At 68.1% G+C, this 19,143-nt stretch carries 17 protein-coding genes and 1 pseudogene; 9 read left to right on the top strand and 9 right to left on the bottom strand.

The window, feature by feature from the left end:
- Window positions 1–12 precede the first annotated feature (12 nt).
- The 8 genes and pseudogenes from MHN84_RS09450 to MHN84_RS09415 all read left to right on the top strand — a co-directional run bounded on the left by MHN84_RS09450 (window position 13) and on the right by MHN84_RS09415 (window position 10,336).
- Complete coding sequence (locus MHN84_RS09450; RefSeq protein WP_241204370.1) at window positions 13–786, top strand: NUDIX hydrolase; 774 nt, start codon at window positions 13–15, stop codon at window positions 784–786.
- Window positions 783–3,155 (top strand): hypothetical protein, encoded by a 2,373-nt coding sequence (locus tag MHN84_RS09445; protein ID WP_374238346.1) that lies wholly within the window; start codon window positions 783–785, stop codon window positions 3,153–3,155. The genes MHN84_RS09450 and MHN84_RS09445 overlap by 4 nt, the downstream gene beginning before the upstream one ends.
- Before the next feature lie 74 nt (window positions 3,156–3,229).
- Window positions 3,230–6,715 (top strand): murein biosynthesis integral membrane protein MurJ, encoded by a 3,486-nt coding sequence (gene murJ, locus MHN84_RS09440; protein WP_241204562.1) that lies wholly within the window; start codon window positions 3,230–3,232, stop codon window positions 6,713–6,715.
- A 49-nt stretch (window positions 6,716–6,764) separates the two neighbouring features.
- Window positions 6,765–7,340 carry an RNA polymerase sigma factor SigM gene (sigM, locus tag MHN84_RS09435; protein ID WP_241204369.1) on the top strand — a complete coding sequence of 192 codons (576 nt, stop codon included), beginning with the start codon at window positions 6,765–6,767 and terminating at the stop codon, window positions 7,338–7,340.
- 56 nt (window positions 7,341–7,396) lie between these two features.
- A pseudogene (locus MHN84_RS09430) lies at window positions 7,397–7,657 on the top strand (hypothetical protein); the annotation flags it as partial.
- A gap of 89 nt (window positions 7,658–7,746) precedes the next feature.
- Window positions 7,747–8,742 carry a thioredoxin-disulfide reductase gene (gene trxB / locus MHN84_RS09425; protein ID WP_241204368.1) on the top strand — a complete coding sequence of 332 codons (996 nt, stop codon included), beginning with the start codon at window positions 7,747–7,749 and terminating at the stop codon, window positions 8,740–8,742.
- Window positions 8,739–9,074, top strand: a complete 336-nt coding sequence (trxA, locus tag MHN84_RS09420) for a thioredoxin (RefSeq protein WP_221352799.1) — start codon at window positions 8,739–8,741, stop codon at window positions 9,072–9,074. Before trxB ends, trxA begins: the two co-directional genes overlap by 4 nt.
- Before the next feature lie 74 nt (window positions 9,075–9,148).
- A complete protein-coding gene (locus MHN84_RS09415; RefSeq protein ID WP_241204367.1) occupies window positions 9,149–10,336 on the top strand; it encodes an N-acetylmuramoyl-L-alanine amidase in 1,188 nt (395 codons plus the stop codon).
- Here MHN84_RS09415 and MHN84_RS09410 read toward each other — a convergent pair.
- The 9 genes from MHN84_RS09410 to rpmH form a co-directional block, all read right to left on the bottom strand.
- Entirely contained in the window at window positions 10,333–11,070 is a 738-nt protein-coding gene (locus tag MHN84_RS09410; RefSeq protein ID WP_241204366.1) for an acetyltransferase, read from the bottom strand. The genes MHN84_RS09415 and MHN84_RS09410 overlap by 4 nt on opposite strands.
- Window positions 11,071–11,287: 217 nt before the next feature.
- Window positions 11,288–12,280: a ParB/RepB/Spo0J family partition protein gene (locus MHN84_RS09405; RefSeq protein WP_241204365.1), complete on the bottom strand. Its 993-nt coding sequence runs from the start codon at window positions 12,278–12,280 to the stop codon at window positions 11,288–11,290.
- A 43-nt stretch (window positions 12,281–12,323) separates the two neighbouring features.
- Entirely contained in the window at window positions 12,324–13,256 is a 933-nt protein-coding gene (locus MHN84_RS09400) for a ParA family protein (protein ID WP_241204364.1), read from the bottom strand.
- Window positions 13,253–13,936 (bottom strand): 16S rRNA (guanine(527)-N(7))-methyltransferase RsmG, encoded by a 684-nt coding sequence (gene rsmG, locus MHN84_RS09395; RefSeq protein WP_241204363.1) that lies wholly within the window; start codon window positions 13,934–13,936, stop codon window positions 13,253–13,255. The genes MHN84_RS09400 and rsmG overlap by 4 nt, the downstream gene beginning before the upstream one ends.
- A 69-nt stretch (window positions 13,937–14,005) precedes the next feature.
- Window positions 14,006–14,572: a R3H domain-containing nucleic acid-binding protein gene (locus MHN84_RS09390; protein WP_241204362.1), complete on the bottom strand. Its 567-nt coding sequence runs from the start codon at window positions 14,570–14,572 to the stop codon at window positions 14,006–14,008.
- 36 nt (window positions 14,573–14,608) lie between these two features.
- Window positions 14,609–15,661, bottom strand: a complete 1,053-nt coding sequence (gene yidC, locus MHN84_RS09385) for a membrane protein insertase YidC (RefSeq protein WP_241204561.1) — start codon at window positions 15,659–15,661, stop codon at window positions 14,609–14,611.
- A 43-nt stretch (window positions 15,662–15,704) separates the two neighbouring features.
- Window positions 15,705–16,064, bottom strand: coding sequence for a membrane protein insertion efficiency factor YidD (gene yidD / locus MHN84_RS09380; protein ID WP_241204361.1), 360 nt, complete (start codon window positions 16,062–16,064; stop codon window positions 15,705–15,707).
- On the bottom strand, window positions 16,061–16,420 hold the full coding sequence (gene rnpA, locus MHN84_RS09375) for a ribonuclease P protein component (protein WP_241204360.1): 360 nt from the start codon (window positions 16,418–16,420) through the stop codon (window positions 16,061–16,063). Before rnpA ends, yidD begins: the two co-directional genes overlap by 4 nt.
- 21 nt (window positions 16,421–16,441) lie before the next feature.
- Complete coding sequence (rpmH, locus tag MHN84_RS09370) at window positions 16,442–16,585, bottom strand: 50S ribosomal protein L34 (protein ID WP_019735309.1); 144 nt, start codon at window positions 16,583–16,585, stop codon at window positions 16,442–16,444.
- Between the two features lie 591 nt (window positions 16,586–17,176).
- Between rpmH and dnaA the strand changes: the two genes are divergently transcribed.
- Complete coding sequence (dnaA, locus tag MHN84_RS09365) at window positions 17,177–18,658, top strand: chromosomal replication initiator protein DnaA (RefSeq protein WP_241204359.1); 1,482 nt, start codon at window positions 17,177–17,179, stop codon at window positions 18,656–18,658.
- Window positions 18,659–19,143: the final 485 nt, after the last annotated feature.

Raw genomic sequence — 19,143 nt, 5'->3', positions numbered from 1 at the left:
ACTATCGCTTGGGTGTCGGACGGCGAGCAGCCAAAACCTCGACGTCGCCGCGGGCGGCGTCGCGGCCGACGCGCGGCAGGACCACCCGAGGCAGGCGCCCAGGAGGCGGCCGGCACCCGAGAGAAGAGCCCCACAAACGCCTCATCCGCGACTCCCAAACCGCAGCGCTCCGGTCCGCGCCGCCCCACCGAACGCCTGCGCACCGTGCACGAGACGTCGGCGGGTGGCCTGGTCATCGACGGACTCGACGGACCCAAGGACAGCCAGATGGCCGCGTTGATCGGCCGGATCGACCGCCGCGGGCGCATGCTGTGGTCCCTGCCCAAGGGCCACATCGAACGCGGCGAGACCGCCGAACAGACAGCGATCCGTGAGGTGGCCGAGGAGACCGGCATCCAGGGCAGCGTGCTGGCCGCCCTGGGCAGCATCGACTACTGGTTCGTCACCGAGGGCCGTCGCGTCCACAAGACCGTGCACCACTATCTGATGCGATTCGCCGGGGGCGAGCTGTCCGACGAGGACGTGGAGGTCACCGAAGTCGCCTGGGTGCCCCTGCGGGAACTGCCGAAACGACTCGCCTACGCCGACGAACGCCGCCTCGCCGAGGTCGCCGACGAGCTCATCGACAAGCTGCACAGCGACGGGCCCGCGGCGCTGCCGCCCTTGCCGCGCAGCACGCCGCGGCGCCGGGGACAGACGCACTCGCGCACCCGCAACCACCGGACTGATCCGACGGCGCAACCCCAGCCGGGCCGACGGGCGAACGGCTACGGTCAGGGTCCGTGATCGGCCTGCCCGCGCGCCTGCTCGCCGCGGTCGTCGCGCTGCTGGCTGCCGTCCTGCCGATCGTCGGCCCCGCCGCCGCGGACGCCCAGCCGGCCACGCAGTCGTCCCCCCTGCCGTTCCTCACCGTCCAGATCGACGGCATCACACCCGATGTCGTCACCACCACCAGCGACCCGATGGTCACGGTCACGGGCACCATCCGCAACGTCGGTGACCGCGCGGTCCGCGACGTGGTGGTGCGCCTCGAACGCGCCGGTCCGGTCGCCTCGTCGACGGCGCTGCGCACCGATCTGGCCGGCAATGTCGACCAGTTCCAGCCGGTCGCCGACTTCATCACGATCGCCCCGGAGATGGCCCGCGGACAGATCGTGCCGTTCCGGCTCGCCTATCCCCTGCGCTCGACCGACCGACCGTCCCTCGACGTGACCGAGCCGGGCATATACCCGGTGATGGTGAACGTCAACGGCACCCCCGATTACGGCGCCCCGGCCCGTCTCGACGATTCCCGTTTCCTGCTGCCCGTGCTCGGCGTACCGCCCGATGAGCAGACCGATGCGGCCACCGACACGGTGACCTCCGCGGTGCCGCCCGACACCACCCGCCCGGTCGGACTGACGATGTTCTGGCCGCTCGCCGACCGACCCCGGCTGGCGGCGGGCGCCCCGGGCGGAACCACTCCGGTGCGGCTCATCGACGACGACCTCGCGGTGTCGCTGGCGCCCGGCGGCCGGCTGGACAGCCTGCTGGCGGCGGCCGATTTCGCGACCAGCCCGCAGGTCGATCCCGGCGGCGAGATCACCGACGCGTTGTGTCTGGCCGTCGACCCCGACCTGCTGGTCACCGTCAATGCGATGACGGGCGGCTACGTCGTCAACGACGCCGCGGACGCGGGACCACGCACCACCCCGACGCACCCGGGCACCGGGCAGCAGGCCGCGATCGGGTGGCTCACCCGGCTCAAGGCGCTGGCAGCGCGGATGTGCGTGACGGCCACCCCGTACGCGCAGGCCGATCTCGACGCGCTGCACCGGGTCGGTGACCCCACGCTGGCCGCCGCGGCGACGAACGGCGCGGCGGACGTCGTCGACCAGATCCTCGGCGTGACCTCCACCCGCGGCGCCACCGTCATCGGCGACGGTCCCCTCACCGCGGGGGCCGTCGACCTGTTGTCAGCGCAGGGCCCCACGGTGGCGCTGGCCGCCGCGAATCTGACCGGGCCCGACGAGGCCGAGGGCGGACAACCGCAGACCGCGGACACCGCCCCGGTGCGCTACACACCGAATGTCGTGAAAGCCCCCTTCGACCCCGCCGTCGGCGCGGCACTGGCCAGCATGGGCACCACCGCGGAGACGCCGTCGTACCTGGCCCCGTCGCTGAGCGTGTCGGTGAAACAGGATTCGGCGATCGTGCGGCGCCAGGACGCCCTGGGTGCGTTGCTGTGGCGTGGCTTGGATCCCGACAGCGAACCCCGGGGTCAGCTGGTCATGCCGCCGCTGATGTGGAACGCCACCGCCGACGACGCGCAGGCGGTCCTGACCACCGTCGCCACCACCATCCGCTCGGGGCTCGCGGTGCCGCGACCGCTGCGGGCGGTGCTGGACGAGGCCGCCGCCGTGCACGGCAGCGCCGCAGCCCCGCCGGACGGCATCGGCAATCCGCGGGGACGGTTCGACGACGCCGTGGTGTCCGGGATCGCGGCGACCACCGACCGGCTTCGTGGCCTGACGAACGCGCTGAGCACCGACGAACGCACCGGGCTGACCGGGGCGCAGTACACGGCTCCGCTGCGCGAGGACATGCTGCGCGCGCTGAGCCAGTCCGTGCCGCCGGACGCCCGCAACGGGCTCGCCCAACAGCGGCTGACCACCGTCGGTTCGACGGTGGAGGATCTGTTCCGGGCGGTGACGATCGTCAATCCCGGGGGGTCCTACACGCTGGCCACCGAGCGCAGCCCGCTGCCGCTCGCCCTGCGCAACGATCTGCCCGTGCCGATCCGGGTGCGGCTGCAGATCGACGCCCCGCCCGGGATGTCGGTGACCGACCCCGGCGAGATCGTGCTGCCGCCCGGCTTCCTACCGCTCAAGGTGCCGATCGAGGTGCACTTCACGCAGCGGGTGGCGGTCGACGTGGCGCTGCGGACCGTCGACGGTCTGTCGCTCGGCGAACCCGTGCGGCTGTCCGTGCACTCCAACGCCTACGGCAAGGTGCTGTTCTTCATCACGCTGACCGGCGGCGCGGTGCTGGTCCTGCTCGTCGGGCGTCGGCTGTGGCACCGGTTCCGCGGCCAGCCGGACCCCGCCGACCTGGACCGTCCCGATCCGATCGAGGTCGCGCTGGCGTACTCCGATGACGACACGAGGCGGCGGTGAGTACGGCACAACCGCGGAGGGCCCCGGCCCGCGCCGAGCTGTCCGACGCGGCGGTGGTGTCGCGCTCGTGGGGAATGGCGTTGGCCACGCTGGTCAGCCGGCTGACCGGCTTCGCCCGGATCGTGCTGCTCGCCGCGATCCTCGGCGCAGCGCTGTCGAGCGCGTTCACCGTCGCCAATCAACTACCCAACATGATCGCGGCGCTGGTGCTGGAGGCGACGTTCACCGCGATCTTCGTGCCGGTGCTCGCCCGTGCCGAACGCGACGATCCCGACGGCGGGTCCGCGTTCATCCGCAGGCTCCTGACGTTGGCCACCACGCTGCTGCTCGTCGTCACGATCATCTCGACGGCCGCCGCGCCGCTGCTGGTCGACCTGATGCTGGGTTCGGAACCGCTGGTGGACCGTCCGCTGACGACCGCGTTCGCCTATCTGCTCCTGCCGCAGATCATTTTCTACGGGCTCTCGTCGGTGTTCATGGCAATCCTGAACACCCGCAACATCTTCGGGCCGCCGGCATGGGCGCCGGTGGTCAACAACGTCGTGGCGATCCTCACCCTCGGCCTGTATCTGCTCGTGCCGGGCGAACTGTCGCTGAACCCGGTCACGATGGGCGACGCCAAACTCCTGGTCCTCGGCATCGGCACCACGCTCGGCGTCGTCGCGCAGGCCGCGGTGCTGTTCGTCGCGATCCGCCGGGAACGGGTCAGCCTGCGGCCCCTGTGGGGCATCGACGACCGTCTGAAGAAGTTCGGGATGATGGCTCTGGCGATGGTGCTCTACGTGCTCATCAGCCAGGTCGGGTTCATCGTGGGCAACCAGGTCGCCAGCGGTGCGGCGGCGTCGGGCCCGGCCATCTACAACTACACGTGGCTGATCCTGCAGTTGCCGTTCGGGATCGTCGGGGTGACGGTGCTGACCGTCGTCATGCCGCGGCTGTCGCGGAACGCGGCGGCCGGTGACGCGCCCGCCGTGCTCGCGGACCTGTCGTTGGCGACTCGGCTGACGATGGTGACGCTGATCCTGATCGTCGCGTTGATGACGGTCGGGGGTCCGGCGATCGGCAGTGCGCTGTTCTCCTACGGCAACTTCGGCGCCGTCGACGCGGGGTACCTCGGCATGGCGATCACGCTGTCGGCGTTCACGCTGATCCCCTACGCGCTGGTGCTTCTGCAGTTGCGGGTGTTCTACGCCCGCGAGGAGCCGTGGACGCCCATCGTGCTGATCGTGGTGATCACGGTCGTCAAGGTCGCGGGATCGCTGGCCGCGCCGCATCTGACCGCCGACCGGGAGCTGGTCGCCGGCTATCTCGGTCTGGCCAACGGGTTGGGCTTCCTGGCCGGCGCCACGGTCGGTTACCTGTTGCTGCGTGGCCGGCTCGATCCTCCCGGCGGGCGGCTGTTCTCCCCCGGCGTCGTCCGCACCGTGCTGGTGACGATCACCGCGGCGTTGGCGGCGGGGCTGACGGCCCATGTGTTGGACCGGCTGGGTGGTCTCGGTTCCCTCACCGACCACTTCGGCGCGGCCGGATCGCTGCTGCGCTTGGCCGTCCTCGGCCTGGTCATGGGGCCGATCATCGTCGGTGTGTTGCTCGGGGCCAAGGTGCCCGAGGCGGTTGCGGGGGTCGCCGCGGTCCGCTCTCGCCTGGGTCGTCGGCGCGCCCGGCCCGGCGCCTCCGTCCCGGCCCGTCCGAGCGGCGGGCTCACGTACCCTGATCTCACCTCGACGCGACGGACGCGTCAGTTTCCCGGATCGACGCACCGGGGACACGGGGGCATGGTTGGCGAACGCAGGAACGGGAAAGGAGCTGCCGTGAGTGACACCCCCGCCGGTGGTTCTCGGATCCCGCCGGAGACCGCGCGCGCCGACCGTCCGTCCGCTGACGACTTCCAACCGGACGTCCCCGAGGTTGCCGACGAGCCGGCTCCCGTCGAGCCGGCGCCGGCCGAGCCCGAGCGGCCGACCGAGGCGATACCCGCAGCCGGCCCGCCGCGGCCTCGCGCCGACTACAGCAACGACCCCACCCGCGAATCGCTGGCCTTCGATCCGCCCCGCGAGCCACCGCTCGAGGCCGCCAACGCCGGCGAAGACCTTCATCTGATCCCGGGCGCCGCCGTCGGCAAGGGCCGCTACCGCCTCCTGGTGTTCCACGGCGGCCCGCCCACGCTGCAGTTCTGGCAGGCGCTCGACACCGCGTTGGACCGCCAGGTCGCGCTGACGTTCGTCGACCCCGACCGCACCCTGCCCGCGAGCGAGGTCGAGGCGATCCTGGACCGCACCCAGCGCCTCGGCCGCCTCGACATGCCGGGGCTGGCACGCGTGCTGGACGTGCTGAACACCGGTTCCGGTGGGCTCGTCGTGTCCGAGTGGATCCGCGGCGGCTCGCTCGCCGAGGTCGCCGACACCTCCCCCTCTCCGATCGGGGGGGCGCGGGCGATCCAGTCACTGGCCGCGGCCGCGGAAGCCGCCCACCGCAGCGGCGTCGCGCTGGCCATCGACCATCCGTCGCGTATCCGGGTCAGCATCGAAGGCGATGTGGCCCTGGCCTTCCCGGCGACGCTGCCGTCGGCGACTCCGGACGACGACATCCGCGGCATCGGCGCGGCACTGTACGCACTGCTGGTCAACCGGTGGCCGCTGCCCGAGAGTGGCGAGCCGAGCGGGCTGGCCGCGGCCGACCTCGATGCGGCGGGCCAACCGGTCGAACCGCGCGCCGTCGACCGTGACATCCCGTTCCAGATCTCGGCCGCCGCCGCCCGGGCTGCACAGGAGAACGGCGGTATCCGCAGCGCGTCGACCATGCTCAATCTGCTGCAGCAGGCGACGGCCATCGCCGATCGCACCGATCATCTCGCGCCTGTCGACGAGCCTGCGCCCGAGACTCCGGCCGGTCCCGACGGGCCGATCGATCCCGACGACGCGGCTCGGCGGCGCAAGCGCCTGATCATCGGCGCCAGTGTGGCTGCGGCAGCGGTGGTGCTCGTGGTGATCCTGCTGGCGACCGTGCTGAGCCGGATCTTCGGAGACGTCGGCAACGGCCTCAGCGGTGACGAGCTCGGTCTCAACGCCCCGACCTCCTCGGAGCCGAGCAGCAGCGCCCCGGATGCCGGGGCAGTCGTGAAACCCGTTCGCGCGACTGTCTTCTCGCCCGAAGGTGAGGCCGATGCACCGGATCTCGCCGGATTGGCGATCGACGGCGACCCGTCCACTGTGTGGCCCACCGACACCTACAGCGACGCGACGCCCTTCCCCGGATTCAAGAACGGTGTGGGCCTGATGCTCCAGCTGCCGCAACCGACCAGGCTCGGTTCTGTGGGCATCTCCGTGAACAGCACCGGCACCGCGGTGCAGATCCGGTCGGCCACGTCGGCGTCACCGTCCTCGCTGGACGACACGACCGCGCTCACCCAGCCGACGACGCTCAAGCCCGGCGCCAACACCATCCCGGTCGAGGACGCCGCACCGACCTCTTACGTCCTGGTGTGGATCTCCACACTCGGACAGGTCAACGGCGAGAGCCGCAGCGACGTCTCGGAGATCACGCTCAAAGCCGCGGGCTGAGCGAAAACTGGTGCGTCGAGCCCCTGCTCGAGCCGCCTAGGGTTCGGCTGTGGGGTTTTTCGGGGCGCAGGGCGACGGCGGGATCCGGCCGCGCACCGACGCCGAGCTGCTCGCCGCGCACGTCGCCGGGGACCGCTACGCCTTCGAAGAATTGTTCTACCGCCACCACCGTCAGCTCTACCGGCTCGCGACGCTGACCACCGCGAATCCCGACGACGCCGCCGACGCGCTACAGGACGCCCTGCTGGCCGCGCACCGCACCGCCGCAGCGTTCCGGCACGACTCGGCCGTCAGTAGCTGGCTGCATCGCATCGTCGTCAATGCATGCCTGGACCGGTTGCGCCGCAACAAGTTCCGTGATCACGCCATGCTCGACGACCAGCTGAGCTGCGGAACCGACCCGACCCGCCACGTCGACACCACGATCGTGATCGAACGGGCGCTGCTGAATCTGCCGGTCGAGCAGCGCGCCGCCGTCGTCGCGGTCGACATGCAGGGGTTCTCCGTTGCCGAGACCGCGCAGATGCTCGGTGTCCCGCAAGGGACCGTCAAGAGCCGGTGCGCGCGGGCCCGCCTCAAGCTCGCGACATCTCTGGCCGTGTTCACGACAGAACACAGCGAATGAGCTCCGTCGGATAGCCTCAGACGGTCAGCGGACAACGCAACCAGCGGGGGTGGACGATGGGCAATGAGCTCGAACCCGTCACACCGGAACTGCTGGCCGACCTCCAAGCCGGACTCCTCGACGACGACACCGCCGCTGCCGTGCGCCGGCGAGTGCGTGCCGACCCCGAGGCCGCCCACGCGCTGGCCGCCCTCGACACCGTCCGCAGGGAACTGGGTCGACTCGGCGCCGACCTCGAGAGCGACAGCGCCTCAGCGCCCGAGGTGCCCGCGGAAGTCACCGCCCGTATCGGCGCCGCCCTGCGGGCCGCCGAACCACCCTCGAAACACCGCTGACCCGCCCGGGCGGCCATCGGGAACACCCCGGCCTACCCTGGTGTTCAAGGATTGCAGGCAGAAAGGCACTCATGACCTCCTCGTCCACCGTCCATGACCTGATCATCGTCGGTTCCGGTCCGGCCGGATACACCGCAGCCGTCTACAGCGCGCGGGCCCAGCTCAAACCCCTCGTCTTCGAAGGCAGCCAGTTCGGCGGCGCTCTGATGACCACGACCGAGGTGGAGAACTACCCCGGCTTCAAGGACGGCATCACCGGTCCCGAACTGATGGATCAGATGCGTGAGCAGGCGCTGCGCTTCGGCGCGGACCTGCGCATGGAGGACGTCGACGCGGTCGACCTCACCGGACCGGTGAAGACCGTCACCGTCGGCGACGAAACCCATCAGGCGCGCGCCGTCATCCTCGCGATGGGCGCCGCGGCCCGCCACCTCGGGGTCCCCGGTGAGGACGCGCTGCTCGGCATGGGCGTCAGCACGTGCGCCACCTGTGACGGCTTTTTCTTCCGCGATCAGGACATCGCCGTGGTCGGCGGTGGCGATTCGGCGATGGAGGAAGCCACGTTCCTGACCCGCTTCGCGCGCAGCGTCACGCTGATCCACCGGCGCGACGAGTTCCGTGCCTCGAAGATCATGCTCGAGCGCGCGGAGCAGAACGAGAAGATCACCATCTTGACCAACACCGCCGTGGAAGCCATCGAAGGCGATCCGAAGGTGACCGGCATCAAGCTGCGCAACACCATCACCGGTGAGCAGTCCGCGCTGGCCGTCACTGGCGTGTTCGTCGCGATCGGGCATGATCCGCGATCGGAGTTGGTCCGCGGGCAGGTCGATCTCGACGACGAGGGTTACGTCCAGGTCGTGGGCCGCACCACCTACACCTCTGTCGACGGCGTCTTCGCCGCGGGCGATCTGGTGGATCACACCTATCGGCAGGCCATCACCGCCGCCGGAAGTGGTTGTGCCGCAGCGATCGACGCGGAACGCTGGCTGGCCGATCACGCCGAGCCGGGCGAACGAACCTCCACCACCACCGACGACAGCGATCTGATTGGAGCACAGCAATGAGCGAGTCCACTTCGGCGACCGTGGCTGTCACCGACGATTCCTTCTCCCAGGACGTGCTGTCCAGCGGCACCCCGGTGCTGGTCGATTTCTGGGCGACGTGGTGCGGCCCGTGCAAGATGGTCGCCCCCGTGCTGGAAGAGATCGCGTCCGAGAAGGCCGGGTCGCTCACGGTGGCCAAGCTCGACGTCGACGAGAACCCGGCGACGGCTCGGGACTTCTCTGTCGTGTCGATCCCCACCATGATCCTGTTCAAGGACGGCGAGCCCGTGAAGCGGATCGTGGGGGCGAAAGGCAAGGCTGCGCTGCTGCGCGAGCTCGCTGACGTGCTGTAGCGGACCTCGTTTCACCCCTGGACACTTCCCTGGGGTTTTCCGGAATCCTCTCCCCTTCTGAGAGAATGCTGCCTATGTCGAGTCTGCGTCGCGGTGACCGTTCTGCAGCGGTCACCGAGATCCGGACCGCGCTGGCCGCCCTGGGGATGCTGAACGACCCCGACGACGACCTGGTCACGGGGCGCAGGGTTGCCGTCGACGTGTTCGACGGCGAGCTCGATCACGCGGTCCGCGCCTTCCAGCAGTACCGTGGTCTCCTCGTCGACGGCATCGTCGGCGAGGCGACCTACCGGGCCATCAAAGAGGCGTCCTACCGCCTGGGCGCGCGGACACTGAATCACCAGTTCGGCGCCCCGATGTACGGCGACGACGTCGCCACCTTGCAGGCGCGCCTGCAGGATCTCGGCTTCTACACGGGTTTGGTCGACGGGCACTTCGGGTTGCAGACCCACAACGCACTGATGTCGTACCAGCGTGAGTTCGGACTCTTCCCCGACGGCATCTGCGGTCCGGAGACGTTGCGTTCGCTGTACAACCTCGGTTCCCGCGTGACCGGCGGCTCGCCGCACGCGATCCGCGAAGAGGAGCTGGTGCGCAGCTCCGGACCCTGGCTGTCCGGCAAGAGGATCATCATCGATCCGGGCCGCGGCGGAGGTGACCACGGGCTGATCACGAATGGCCCGTCGGGGCCCATCAGTGAAGCAGACATTCTGTGGGACTTGGCAAGTCGGCTCGAAGGCCGGATGACGGCCATCGGCATGGAGACGTTCCTGTCTCGTCCGGCCGCCGCCTCCCCCACCGACGCCGAGCGTGCCGCCACCGCCAATTCCGTGGGTGCCGATCTGATGATCAGCCTGCGGTGTGAGAGTCAGGCAAGCCCCGCGGCCAACGGTGTCGCCTCGTTCCACTTCGGCAACTCGCACGGCTCGGTCTCCACCATCGGACGCAATCTGGCCGACTTCATCCAGCGGGAAGTCGTGGCGCGCACCGGTTTACAGGATTGCCGCGTGCACGGCCGCACGTGGGATCTGCTGCGCCTGACCCGCATGCCCTCCGTGCAGGTGGACGTCGGTTACATCAGCAATCCCGGGGATCGGGCCACGCTGGTGTCGCCGAGCGCACGTGACTCCCTCGCCGAGGGCATCCTCGCAGCCGTGAAACGGCTCTACCTCCTGGGTAAGAACGACCGTCCCACAGGCACTTTCACGTTCGCCGAGTTGTTGGCCCACGAGATGGCCGTCGAGCAGGCCCGCCGCAGCTAGCAGCCCGCTGCCGCGCCGGCGCCGACCGGCTGCTGCAACTGTGCGCTCTCAAGCAGACGTTCCAGGGCGGCCTCCACACCGGCCTTCCACCCGAGACCCTGCTCGAGCTCCAACCGCAGGCGCGGGAAGTACGTGTGGTGTGACACCACCACGAAGCCCGCATCGAGAAGAAGGTCGCTCGGCATCACGCAGGTGCCCATCGCGCAGTCACCGAGTGTTTCGAGCACGGGCGCCACATCCGCGGGCACCTCATCGAGGTCGCTCAGCTCGTCGGCCGCGGCCGAGCGACCGAACGCCTCCAACGCGCGCACGCCCCGTCGCACGAGATCACCGACCACCCCGGCGATCAGCGCCCGAGACAGATCGTCCTGACCGAGGCTCGCGTCGACGCCCAGTGACGTCAGCAGCACCGCGTCGGCGCTGACAGGTCCGGTCGGGAAGCGCCCCGCGCGGGGCACGCTGCGGGGCGGCGCGTAGAACGCATAACCCAGGCACGGTTCATCGCCCGTCTCGTCTTCCGGCAGCGGCTCCCTGCTCTCGACCGCCAGCTGTCCGCAGGAGCCCCACTCCAGCATCACCATCGACAGCCAGGCTTCCTTCTCGAACTCGGGATCCGAGAGCTGTTGGTCGCTGCCGACGATCAGTGGATCGACTTCCCAGTACACGCAGCGGCGCGCATGCTTCGGCAGCTGCTCGAATGCTTCGAGCCGTAGAGGCGTGATTCGTGCGGTCACTACGCTCCCCGGGATCTCCGCCGCGAAGGGGTGCGCGGCTGCCCCTCAAGAATAGAAGGCGTGACCGTGACCGGCTCGTCGCTGTGCGGTCGTACCGCCACACATCGCCCCGCAGCCGAAATCCGCTGGCGCCGAGCGCTTTTGCGCGACGTTCTGGATCCGGGTGCGGACAGCCCCGCCGCAGTGTCACTGTGACGTAACGACCGCGTGTGGTTGGTCACCGCACTGACGAGTTCATGAGGTCCACAATCCGCTGCAGATCGTCCACCGAGCCGAACTCGACGACGATCTTGCCTTTGCGCTTACCCAGGCTGACGGTCACACGGGTGTCGAACGCCGACGAGAGCTGTTCGGCAACGTCCTGCAGGCCGGGCATCTGGATCGGCTTGCGACGGGGCGCGGGCGGGGCCCCTGCGCCTTCTCGGTTCGCCAGAGTCACCGCCTCTTCGGTGGCTCGCACGGACAGGCCCTCGGCGACGATGCGCGCGGCCAGCTCCTCTTGCATGTCCGGCCCACCCTCGAGGGCCAGAAGCGCCCGGGCGTGGCCGGCCGAGAGCACCCCCGCCGCCACCCGACGCTGCACCGCTATCGGCAGGCGAAGCAGCCGGATCATGTTGGTGATCACCGGGCGTGATCGTCCGATCCGGGCGGCGAGTTCGTCGTGGGTGACGGCGAACTCGTCGAGCAGCTGCTGGTACGCGGCCGCCTCTTCCAATGGGTTGAGCTGCACCCGATGGATGTTCTCCAGCAGTGCGTCCCGCAGCATGCTGTCATCGGCGGTCTCCCGGACGATCGCCGGGATCGTGGCGACGCCGGCCTTCTGCGCCGCTCGCCACCGGCGCTCCCCCATCACCAGCTGGTAGCGGGGCGCGGCTTCGCCGGATTCGGGCACGGCACGCACGACGATCGGCTGCATCAATCCGAACTCGCGGATCGAGTGCACCAGTTCGCTCAGCGCTTCCTCGTCGAACACCTGTCGCGGCTGGCGCGGGTTCGGTTCGATCTGCGACGGCGCGATCTCCCGGTACACCGCGCCGACGTCGCCAGCCGGCGGCGCCACCTCGGGCGGGCCACCGAACACGGCGTCGGCGGCAGCCGCGCCCATCCGGGGTCCGGTGGTAGCCGGCTCGTCCCCTTCCGCCGGGCCGGTCGGAATCAGCGATGCCAGCCCGCGACCGAGGCCACTGCGCTTACGTGCCGGGTTGTTCATCCATGTCCTTCGTTCGTCGCACCGCTACCAAGTTCGGGAGTCGTCACTGGTGTGCCGCAGGGGCGCCGCGTTGCGCGAGCTCGCGGCTCGCGTCGAGGTAGCTCATCGCGCCCCGTGAACCCGGGTCGTAATCGATGATCGTCATCCCGTAACCCGGCGCTTCGGAGACCTTCACACTGCGTGGAATCACCGTGCGCAAGACCTTGTCGCCGAAGTGGGCTCTGACGTCCACGGCGACCTGGTCGGCCAGCTTCGTCCGACCGTCGTACATCGTCAGCACGACGGTGGTCACGTCGAGCTCGGGATTGAGATGCGACTTGACCATCTCGATGTTGCGGAGCAGCTGGCCGACCCCCTCCAGTGCGTAGTACTCGCACTGGATCGGGATCAGCACCTCGGGCGCCGCGACGAGCGCGTTGATGGTCAGCAGGCCCAGCGAGGGCGGGCAGTCGATGAAGACATAGTCGAAATCGTGATGCTTCAGCTCGGCCAGGGCGGTGCGGAGCCGACCCTCGCGAGCCACCATGCTGACCAATTCGATCTCGGCACCCGCCAGATCGATGGTCGCCGGCACACAGAACAACAGCTCGTTGTGCGGGCTCTGCTGCAACGCGGTTTCCACCGAGATGTCACCGATAAGCACCTCGTACGAGGACGGTGTTCCGGGGCGGTGCTCGATGCCGAGCGCGGTGCTCGCATTGCCCTGCGGATCGAGGTCGATGACGAGAGTGCGCGCGCCCTGCAGAGCGAGTGCGGCCGCGATGTTCACCGCGGTCGTGGTTTTCCCGACACCGCCTTTTTGGTTGGCCACGGTGAAGATGCGTTGGCGGGCCGGCTTGGGCAACAGGCCCTCTGCTGCGGCGTGCATCAGTCGAACAGCACGTTCGGCTTCCGCTCCGATCGGGGTGTCGACGTCGTGCGTGCCCCACGTTTCACGTGAAACATCGGGGGTGGGATCTTCGGCCGTAGACGTCACCGTTGCTTCCTTCCCGCCGGAGTCCGACGACGCCGCTCCTCTTTCAAAAACCCTACGACCACCGTCGCGGGAGTGTCCACGACGTGAGCGCCACACGTTTTCACCTCGATCTGGGTCAGCCCGAGCGCAGCCAGAGATTCACGGTGCTCTTGTATCTCGTCCGCGGCCCGCTCACCCTTCATGGCCAGCATGCGCCCGCCGGACCTCAACAGCGGCACACTCCACTTCGCCAGCTTGTCCAGTGAAGCGACCGCACGTGATACCACCGCATCCTGCTCCCCCACGAGCTCGCGCACCGATCGATCCTCCGCCCTACCCCGCACCACCACAGCACGGAGGCCCAACTCTGCGATCACTTCTCGCAGGAACTCACTGCGGCGCAGCAGCGGTTCGATGAGCGTCACTGATACATCCGGGCGAGCCAGGGCCAACGGTATCCCGGGCAGCCCTGCCCCGCTGCCGATGTCCGCCACTGCCTCACCTGAGTCGATCAGTTCCGCGATGGCCGCACTGTTGAGGACGTGACGCTCCCAGAGCCGCTCCACCTCGCGAGGCCCCAGAAGCCCGCGTTCCACGCCGGCACCCGCCAAGATCTCGGCGTAGCGGACGGCGGCGTCAGCGGCGTCGCCGAAGATTGCCCCGACCGCCGCCGGTGGTGCTGGCAGCTCCGCGTGTTTCACGTGAAACATCCTCCGCCTTGTCCCGACATTGGCACCATCACCGAACTACATGGATGTAACTCTCGGGCGTCAGTCGACGAGAACGACCACGCGGCGCGACGGCTCCACGCCCTCGCTCTCGCTGTGCACGCCGTCGATCTCCGCCACGGCATCGTGCACGATCTTGCGCTCGAACGGCGTCATCGGCGAGAGTTCCTCGCGCTCACCGGTCTCGAGCACGCGGTGCGCCACCTTGCTGCCCAACGCGGCCAACTCGTCCCGGCGGCGCTTACGCCACTGCGCGATGTCCAGCATGAGCCGGCTTCGCTCGCCGGTCTTCTGATGAACCGCCAGCCGCGTCAACTCCTGAAGCGCATCCAGGACTTCACCTTTGCGGCCGACCAGCTTCGTCAGGTCTCCCCCGCCGTCGATGCTGACCACCGCGCGGTCGCCCTCGACGTCGAGATCGATGTCACCGTCGAAGTCCAACAGGTCCAACAGCTCTTCGAGATAGTCGCCGGCGATCTCGCCCTCGGCGACGAGTCGCTCCTCTAGATCGGGCGTGCCGGCACCACCCTCACGCGCGGTGTCCGTGGCGGCCACATCCGAGCCCGCCTCGGCGAGCTCTTCGGGGGTGGTCGTGTCTGAATTCGTCATGAATATCCCTCTTCCTCCTTCGCGGTCACCCGCGCGTCAACGTTTCCGCTTCTTGGGACGCGCGCCCGGTTTCGGGGTACGGCTGACCGCCCCGTTCCTCGTCGCGGCATCGCCGTTGGTCGTGCTGGCCGTGGAGTCCGACGATTTCTCCTCGACAACGCTCGATTCGGTGATCTCCGCACCGTCGGTCGACGCGGCGTCCGCAGGAGCTCCCTCGCCGCGCCCGGCCTTCTTACGGCTCGGCTTCGCGCCCGGCGCGGGCGCATTGGCCGCGCGGCGCTCGATCGCCTCCTGCTTCTTGGCTTCCTCTTCCTTCTCGATCTTGCCGAACACGTAGTGCTGCTGACCGAAGGTCCAGATGTTGTTGGAGAACCAGTACAGGATGATCGCCAGCGGAAGGAACGGACCACCGACGACCACACCCAGCGGGAAGACGTAGAGCGCCAACTTGTTCATCATCGCGGTCTGCGGGTTGGCGGCGGCTTCCGGACTCTGCCGAGCCACCGACGCACGGCTGTTGAAGTAGGTGGCGACACCGGCGGCGATCATGATCGGGACGCCGACGGCGATCACGGCCGGACGATGGAACTCGGTGAACGCCTCGAGGCCGTGCTTCTGGATCATCGTCGCGCCCAGAGGTGCACCGAACAGGTTGGCGTCCAGGAAGTGTCCGACGTCGGTGGCGCTGAAGAAGTAGTTCCCGAGGCTCTTGTTCTCCTCCACCGACAGCCCGAGCCGGCCGATGCCGGTCTGCGTGCGGTTGAAGGACATCAGCACGTGATAGAGACCCAGGAACACCGGGATCTGCGCCAGCATCGGCAGACACCCGAGGATGGGGTTGAACCCGTGCTCCTTCTGCAGCTTCTGCATCTCCAACGCCATGCGCTGGCGGTCCTTGCCGTACTTCTTCTGCAGGGCCTTGATCTGTGGCTGAAGCTCCTGCATCTGGCGCGTGGTGCGGATCTGCCGAACGAACGGCTTGTAGAGGATCGCGCGCAGCGTGAAGACCAGGAACATCACCGACAGGGCCCACGCGAAGAAGTTCGACGGACCCAGCACGAACGCGAACGCCTTGTACCAGACCCACATGATCGCCGACACCGGGTAATAGATGATGTCGAGGCTGAAGAAGTTAAACACGCGGCAGACTCTTCCCTTGCTGATCCGGTTGCGCTTCTCGGTCTATGGACTCCGTGACCAGGCCGCCGACCCTCTCGGCCGTGGCGTCACTGTGACGGTCACCTTCGGGGTGGTCACGGTCAGGACAGCGATCCGGTATCGGATCCCACCCTCCGTTATGCCATGGTCCACATTTGAACAGACGCACCAGCGCCAGCCAGCTCCCCCGCACCAGACCGAACTCCGTGAGCGCGTCGACGGCGTACTGACTGCACGTGGGAGTGAAGCGACAGGTCGGGAGCCGCAACGGCGACACCGTGGTGCGATAGAGCTGAATCATCCAGACCAGGGCGCCAACGGCGCGGGAGCTCATGACGATGCCTCCGACCGACTCCTGATGCGCCGCAACGCGGTCCGCAGTTGCTGCTCCAGTCGGAATGATCGAGCGTCGCGGCTACCCGGGAGCGCACGGATGACCACCCGATCGACGGCCTCCAGCTCGGGCAGGACCGTGCGGGCGACATGACGAAGACGCCGAGACACCTGATGGCGCGCAACGGCATTGCCCACCGCTTTGGAGACGACCAGACCGATCCGTGGTCCGGCTTCCTCACTCTGATCAGAACGCAGGCAATAGACGACGAGATCGGGCTGTGCCGCCCGCGTCCCTCGACTGACTGTGGTGCCGAACTCGGTCGACCGGGTCATCCGGTTCTGTGCCGGAAGCACCGCGTCAGACCCGGGGTCGCGTCACGCAGTCAGTGAACGACGGCCTTTGCGGCGCCGACCGGACACGATGGCGCGCCCCGCGCGGGTACGCATCCGCAGCCGGAACCCGTGCACGCGTGCGCGGCGCCGGTTGTTGGGCTGGAAGGTCCGCTTGCCCTTGGCCACGGCAGTCACTCCTTGTTGGTCTGGCCCCCACGCGAAGCCCGTGTCTGACGGGCATCACGCTGTCGGCCGTTGGTAAGCTCGGCGTCTTGCTTAGCCGGCGCGGTCCCCGGAACGAACCGGATCGCAGCCGTATCGCCACGTGCGGGCGACTGTTCGAGGGTACTGACGAGATTTCACCGGGTCAAACCTGCTCGCAGACCCCCGGGCCGGCCTACGCGCACAGCCCAGCCGCACGTCAGCAGCATCACATTCACCTCAACAGTCACGCGGGTCTGGAACGATTGAGCCAGACGGACTTACGCTTCCGCGCAATGTTGCAGAACTGTTGGCACTCGGAGAGAAAACTGTTAGCTTCTGGCAAGGCCGATTCCACGCCGGAACGGCGCAAGACAACGAAGCGAGGATCATCCAGTCGGTCGCGAGCCCACCACGTGAATCCACGTAGTGACGAGCTCCGACCACTGGCAGCCTCGGTGGTAGACAGCGGACAACGACGGACTCCTGCATTTCCACAGCCTGTGGATAACTTTGTGGACAGTTCGTCTTTGTTGTGTGGCCGTCCTCGCGTCGGCCGGTAGGGGGTGGGTGTTCGTGTCAGCCGACCCCGACCCGCCGTTCGTCGCGATCTGGAACAACGTCGTCACCGAACTCAACGGTGACGGCAGCTCTCCCAACGGTGCCGCGAACGGAGCCCTCACCCCGCAGCAGCGGGCGTGGCTCAAACTCGTCCAGCCCCTCGTCATCACCGAGGGATTCGCGCTCTTGTCGGTGCCCACCCCGTTCGTCCAGAACGAGATCGAACGGCATCTGCGCGAACCGATCATCGCCGCGCTGAGCCGGCAGCTCGGCCAGCGGGTCGAGTTGGGTGTGCGCATCGCCGACCCCGAATCCGACGACGCGCCGGCCCCCACCCCGGTCACCGTTCCCGACAGCGATGACGACCTCGTCGACGACGACCTGGCCGCCCGGGCCAGCGCCGAGGAGAACTGGCCCAGCTTCTTCGCCAATCGCGGGCAGAACGCGACCACCGACGACGCCACCGCGATCAACCTCAACCGCCGCTACACCTTCGACACCTTCGTCATCGGGGCATCGAACAGGTTCGCCCATGCCGCGTCGCTCGCCATCGCAGAAGCGCCGGCACGTGCCTACAACCCGCTGTTCATCTGGGGCGAATCCGGTTTGGGCAAAACACATCTGCTCCACGCTGCCGGCAACTACGCCCAGCGTCTCTTTCCCGGGATGCGGGTCAAGTACGTCTCCACCGAGGAATTCACCAACGACTTCATCAACTCGCTGCGCGATGACCGCCGCGCGTCGTTCAAGCGCACCTACCGCGACATCGACGTCCTGCTGGTCGACGACATCCAGTTCATCGAGGGCAAAGACGGTATCCAGGAAGAGTTCTTCCATACCTTCAACACCTTGCACAACGCGAACAAGCAGATCGTCATCTCCTCCGACCGGCCGCCCAAGCAGCTCGCGACGCTGGAAGACCGACTGCGCACCCGCTTCGAGTGGGGCCTGATCACCGATGTCCAGCCGCCCGAGCTGGAGACCCGCATCGCGATCCTGCGCAAAAAGGCGCAGATGGATCGCCTCGACGTGCCCGACGACGTTCTCGAGCTGATCGCCAGCCGCATCGAACGCAACATCCGCGAGCTCGAGGGCGCGCTGATCCGCGTGACCGCATTCGCCTCGCTGAACAAGACGTCGATCGACAAGTCTCTCGCCGAGATCGTGCTGCGAGACCTGATCTCCGATTCGTCGACGATGCAGATCAGCACGGCGGCGATCATGGCCGCGACTGCCGAGTACTTCGAGACGAGCATCGACGAACTCCGAGGGCCCGGCAAGACGCGGGCACTGGCGCAGTCGCGGCAGATCGCGATGTATCTGTGCCGCGAGCTAACCGACCTCTCCCTGCCCAAGATCGGCCAGGCGTTCGGCCGTGACCACACCACGGTCATGTACGCGGAGAAGAAGATTCGCGGCGAGATGGCCGAGCGGCGCGAAGTCTTCGATCACGTCAAAGAACTCACCACGCGGATCCGTCAGCGCGCCAAGCGCTGACCAACCCCTCCTCTTTCCTCTCTGCCGCCCCGCGCGGCCCTTTTGTCATGCCTCGGTCGGGAAAAACTTCCCTCCCATTGGCACCAGCAGTCACAGCCGGGGTCTGGGGAGCACCTGTGCACAACCTGTCGCCAACCCGTGCTCGATGGGGGGTGTTCTTCCCCAGATCGGTATCCATCCCCAACCGCCCCCAGACGGCCCACCGTCCATGCACAACTCCCCCACAGCCCGTCGAGGCGCTGGCCTGCGCGAAACCCCGCACATCCCCAGATTGCACAGCACCTAGTACTACTGCTCATTTCTCTCTATCCAAATCTCTTAGAAGAAGTGCCCTGGGGAAAGCACACGGTGGACGGCCCGACGGGGCCGGCTGATGCCCGGCTGTCGGCCCGATCGTTTAGCTTTCAAGTTGGAGCGGAAAGCTCTACGGTGGTTCATCGACAGCCCTTCCGGTCGTCGCAGCGTGTCTAGAGCGGCGCGGTGTG

Source organism: Mycobacterium sp. PSTR-4-N, assembly GCF_022348085.1.
GTDB lineage: Bacteria > Actinomycetota > Actinomycetes > Mycobacteriales > Mycobacteriaceae > Mycobacterium.
Note: the sequence above shows the minus strand (reverse complement) of the source record. Positions and strands in the feature narration are given on the sequence as shown.

Coding starts and splice junctions, on each gene's coding strand:
- murJ (WP_241204562.1), top strand. CDS start 3,230: ATGGCGTTGGCCACGCTGGTCAGCCGGCTGACCGGCTTCGCCCGGATC.
- trxB (WP_241204368.1), top strand. CDS start 7,747: ATGACCTCCTCGTCCACCGTCCATGACCTGATCATCGTCGGTTCCGGT.
- trxA (WP_221352799.1), top strand. CDS start 8,739: ATGAGCGAGTCCACTTCGGCGACCGTGGCTGTCACCGACGATTCCTTC.
- MHN84_RS09415 (WP_241204367.1), top strand. CDS start 9,149: ATGTCGAGTCTGCGTCGCGGTGACCGTTCTGCAGCGGTCACCGAGATC.
- MHN84_RS09405 (WP_241204365.1), bottom strand. CDS start 12,280: ATGAACAACCCGGCACGTAAGCGCAGTGGCCTCGGTCGCGGGCTGGCA.
- MHN84_RS09390 (WP_241204362.1), bottom strand. CDS start 14,572: ATGACGAATTCAGACACGACCACCCCCGAAGAGCTCGCCGAGGCGGGC.
- yidC (WP_241204561.1), bottom strand. CDS start 15,661: ATGTGGGTCTGGTACAAGGCGTTCGCGTTCGTGCTGGGTCCGTCGAAC.
- yidD (WP_241204361.1), bottom strand. CDS start 16,064: ATGAGCTCCCGCGCCGTTGGCGCCCTGGTCTGGATGATTCAGCTCTAT.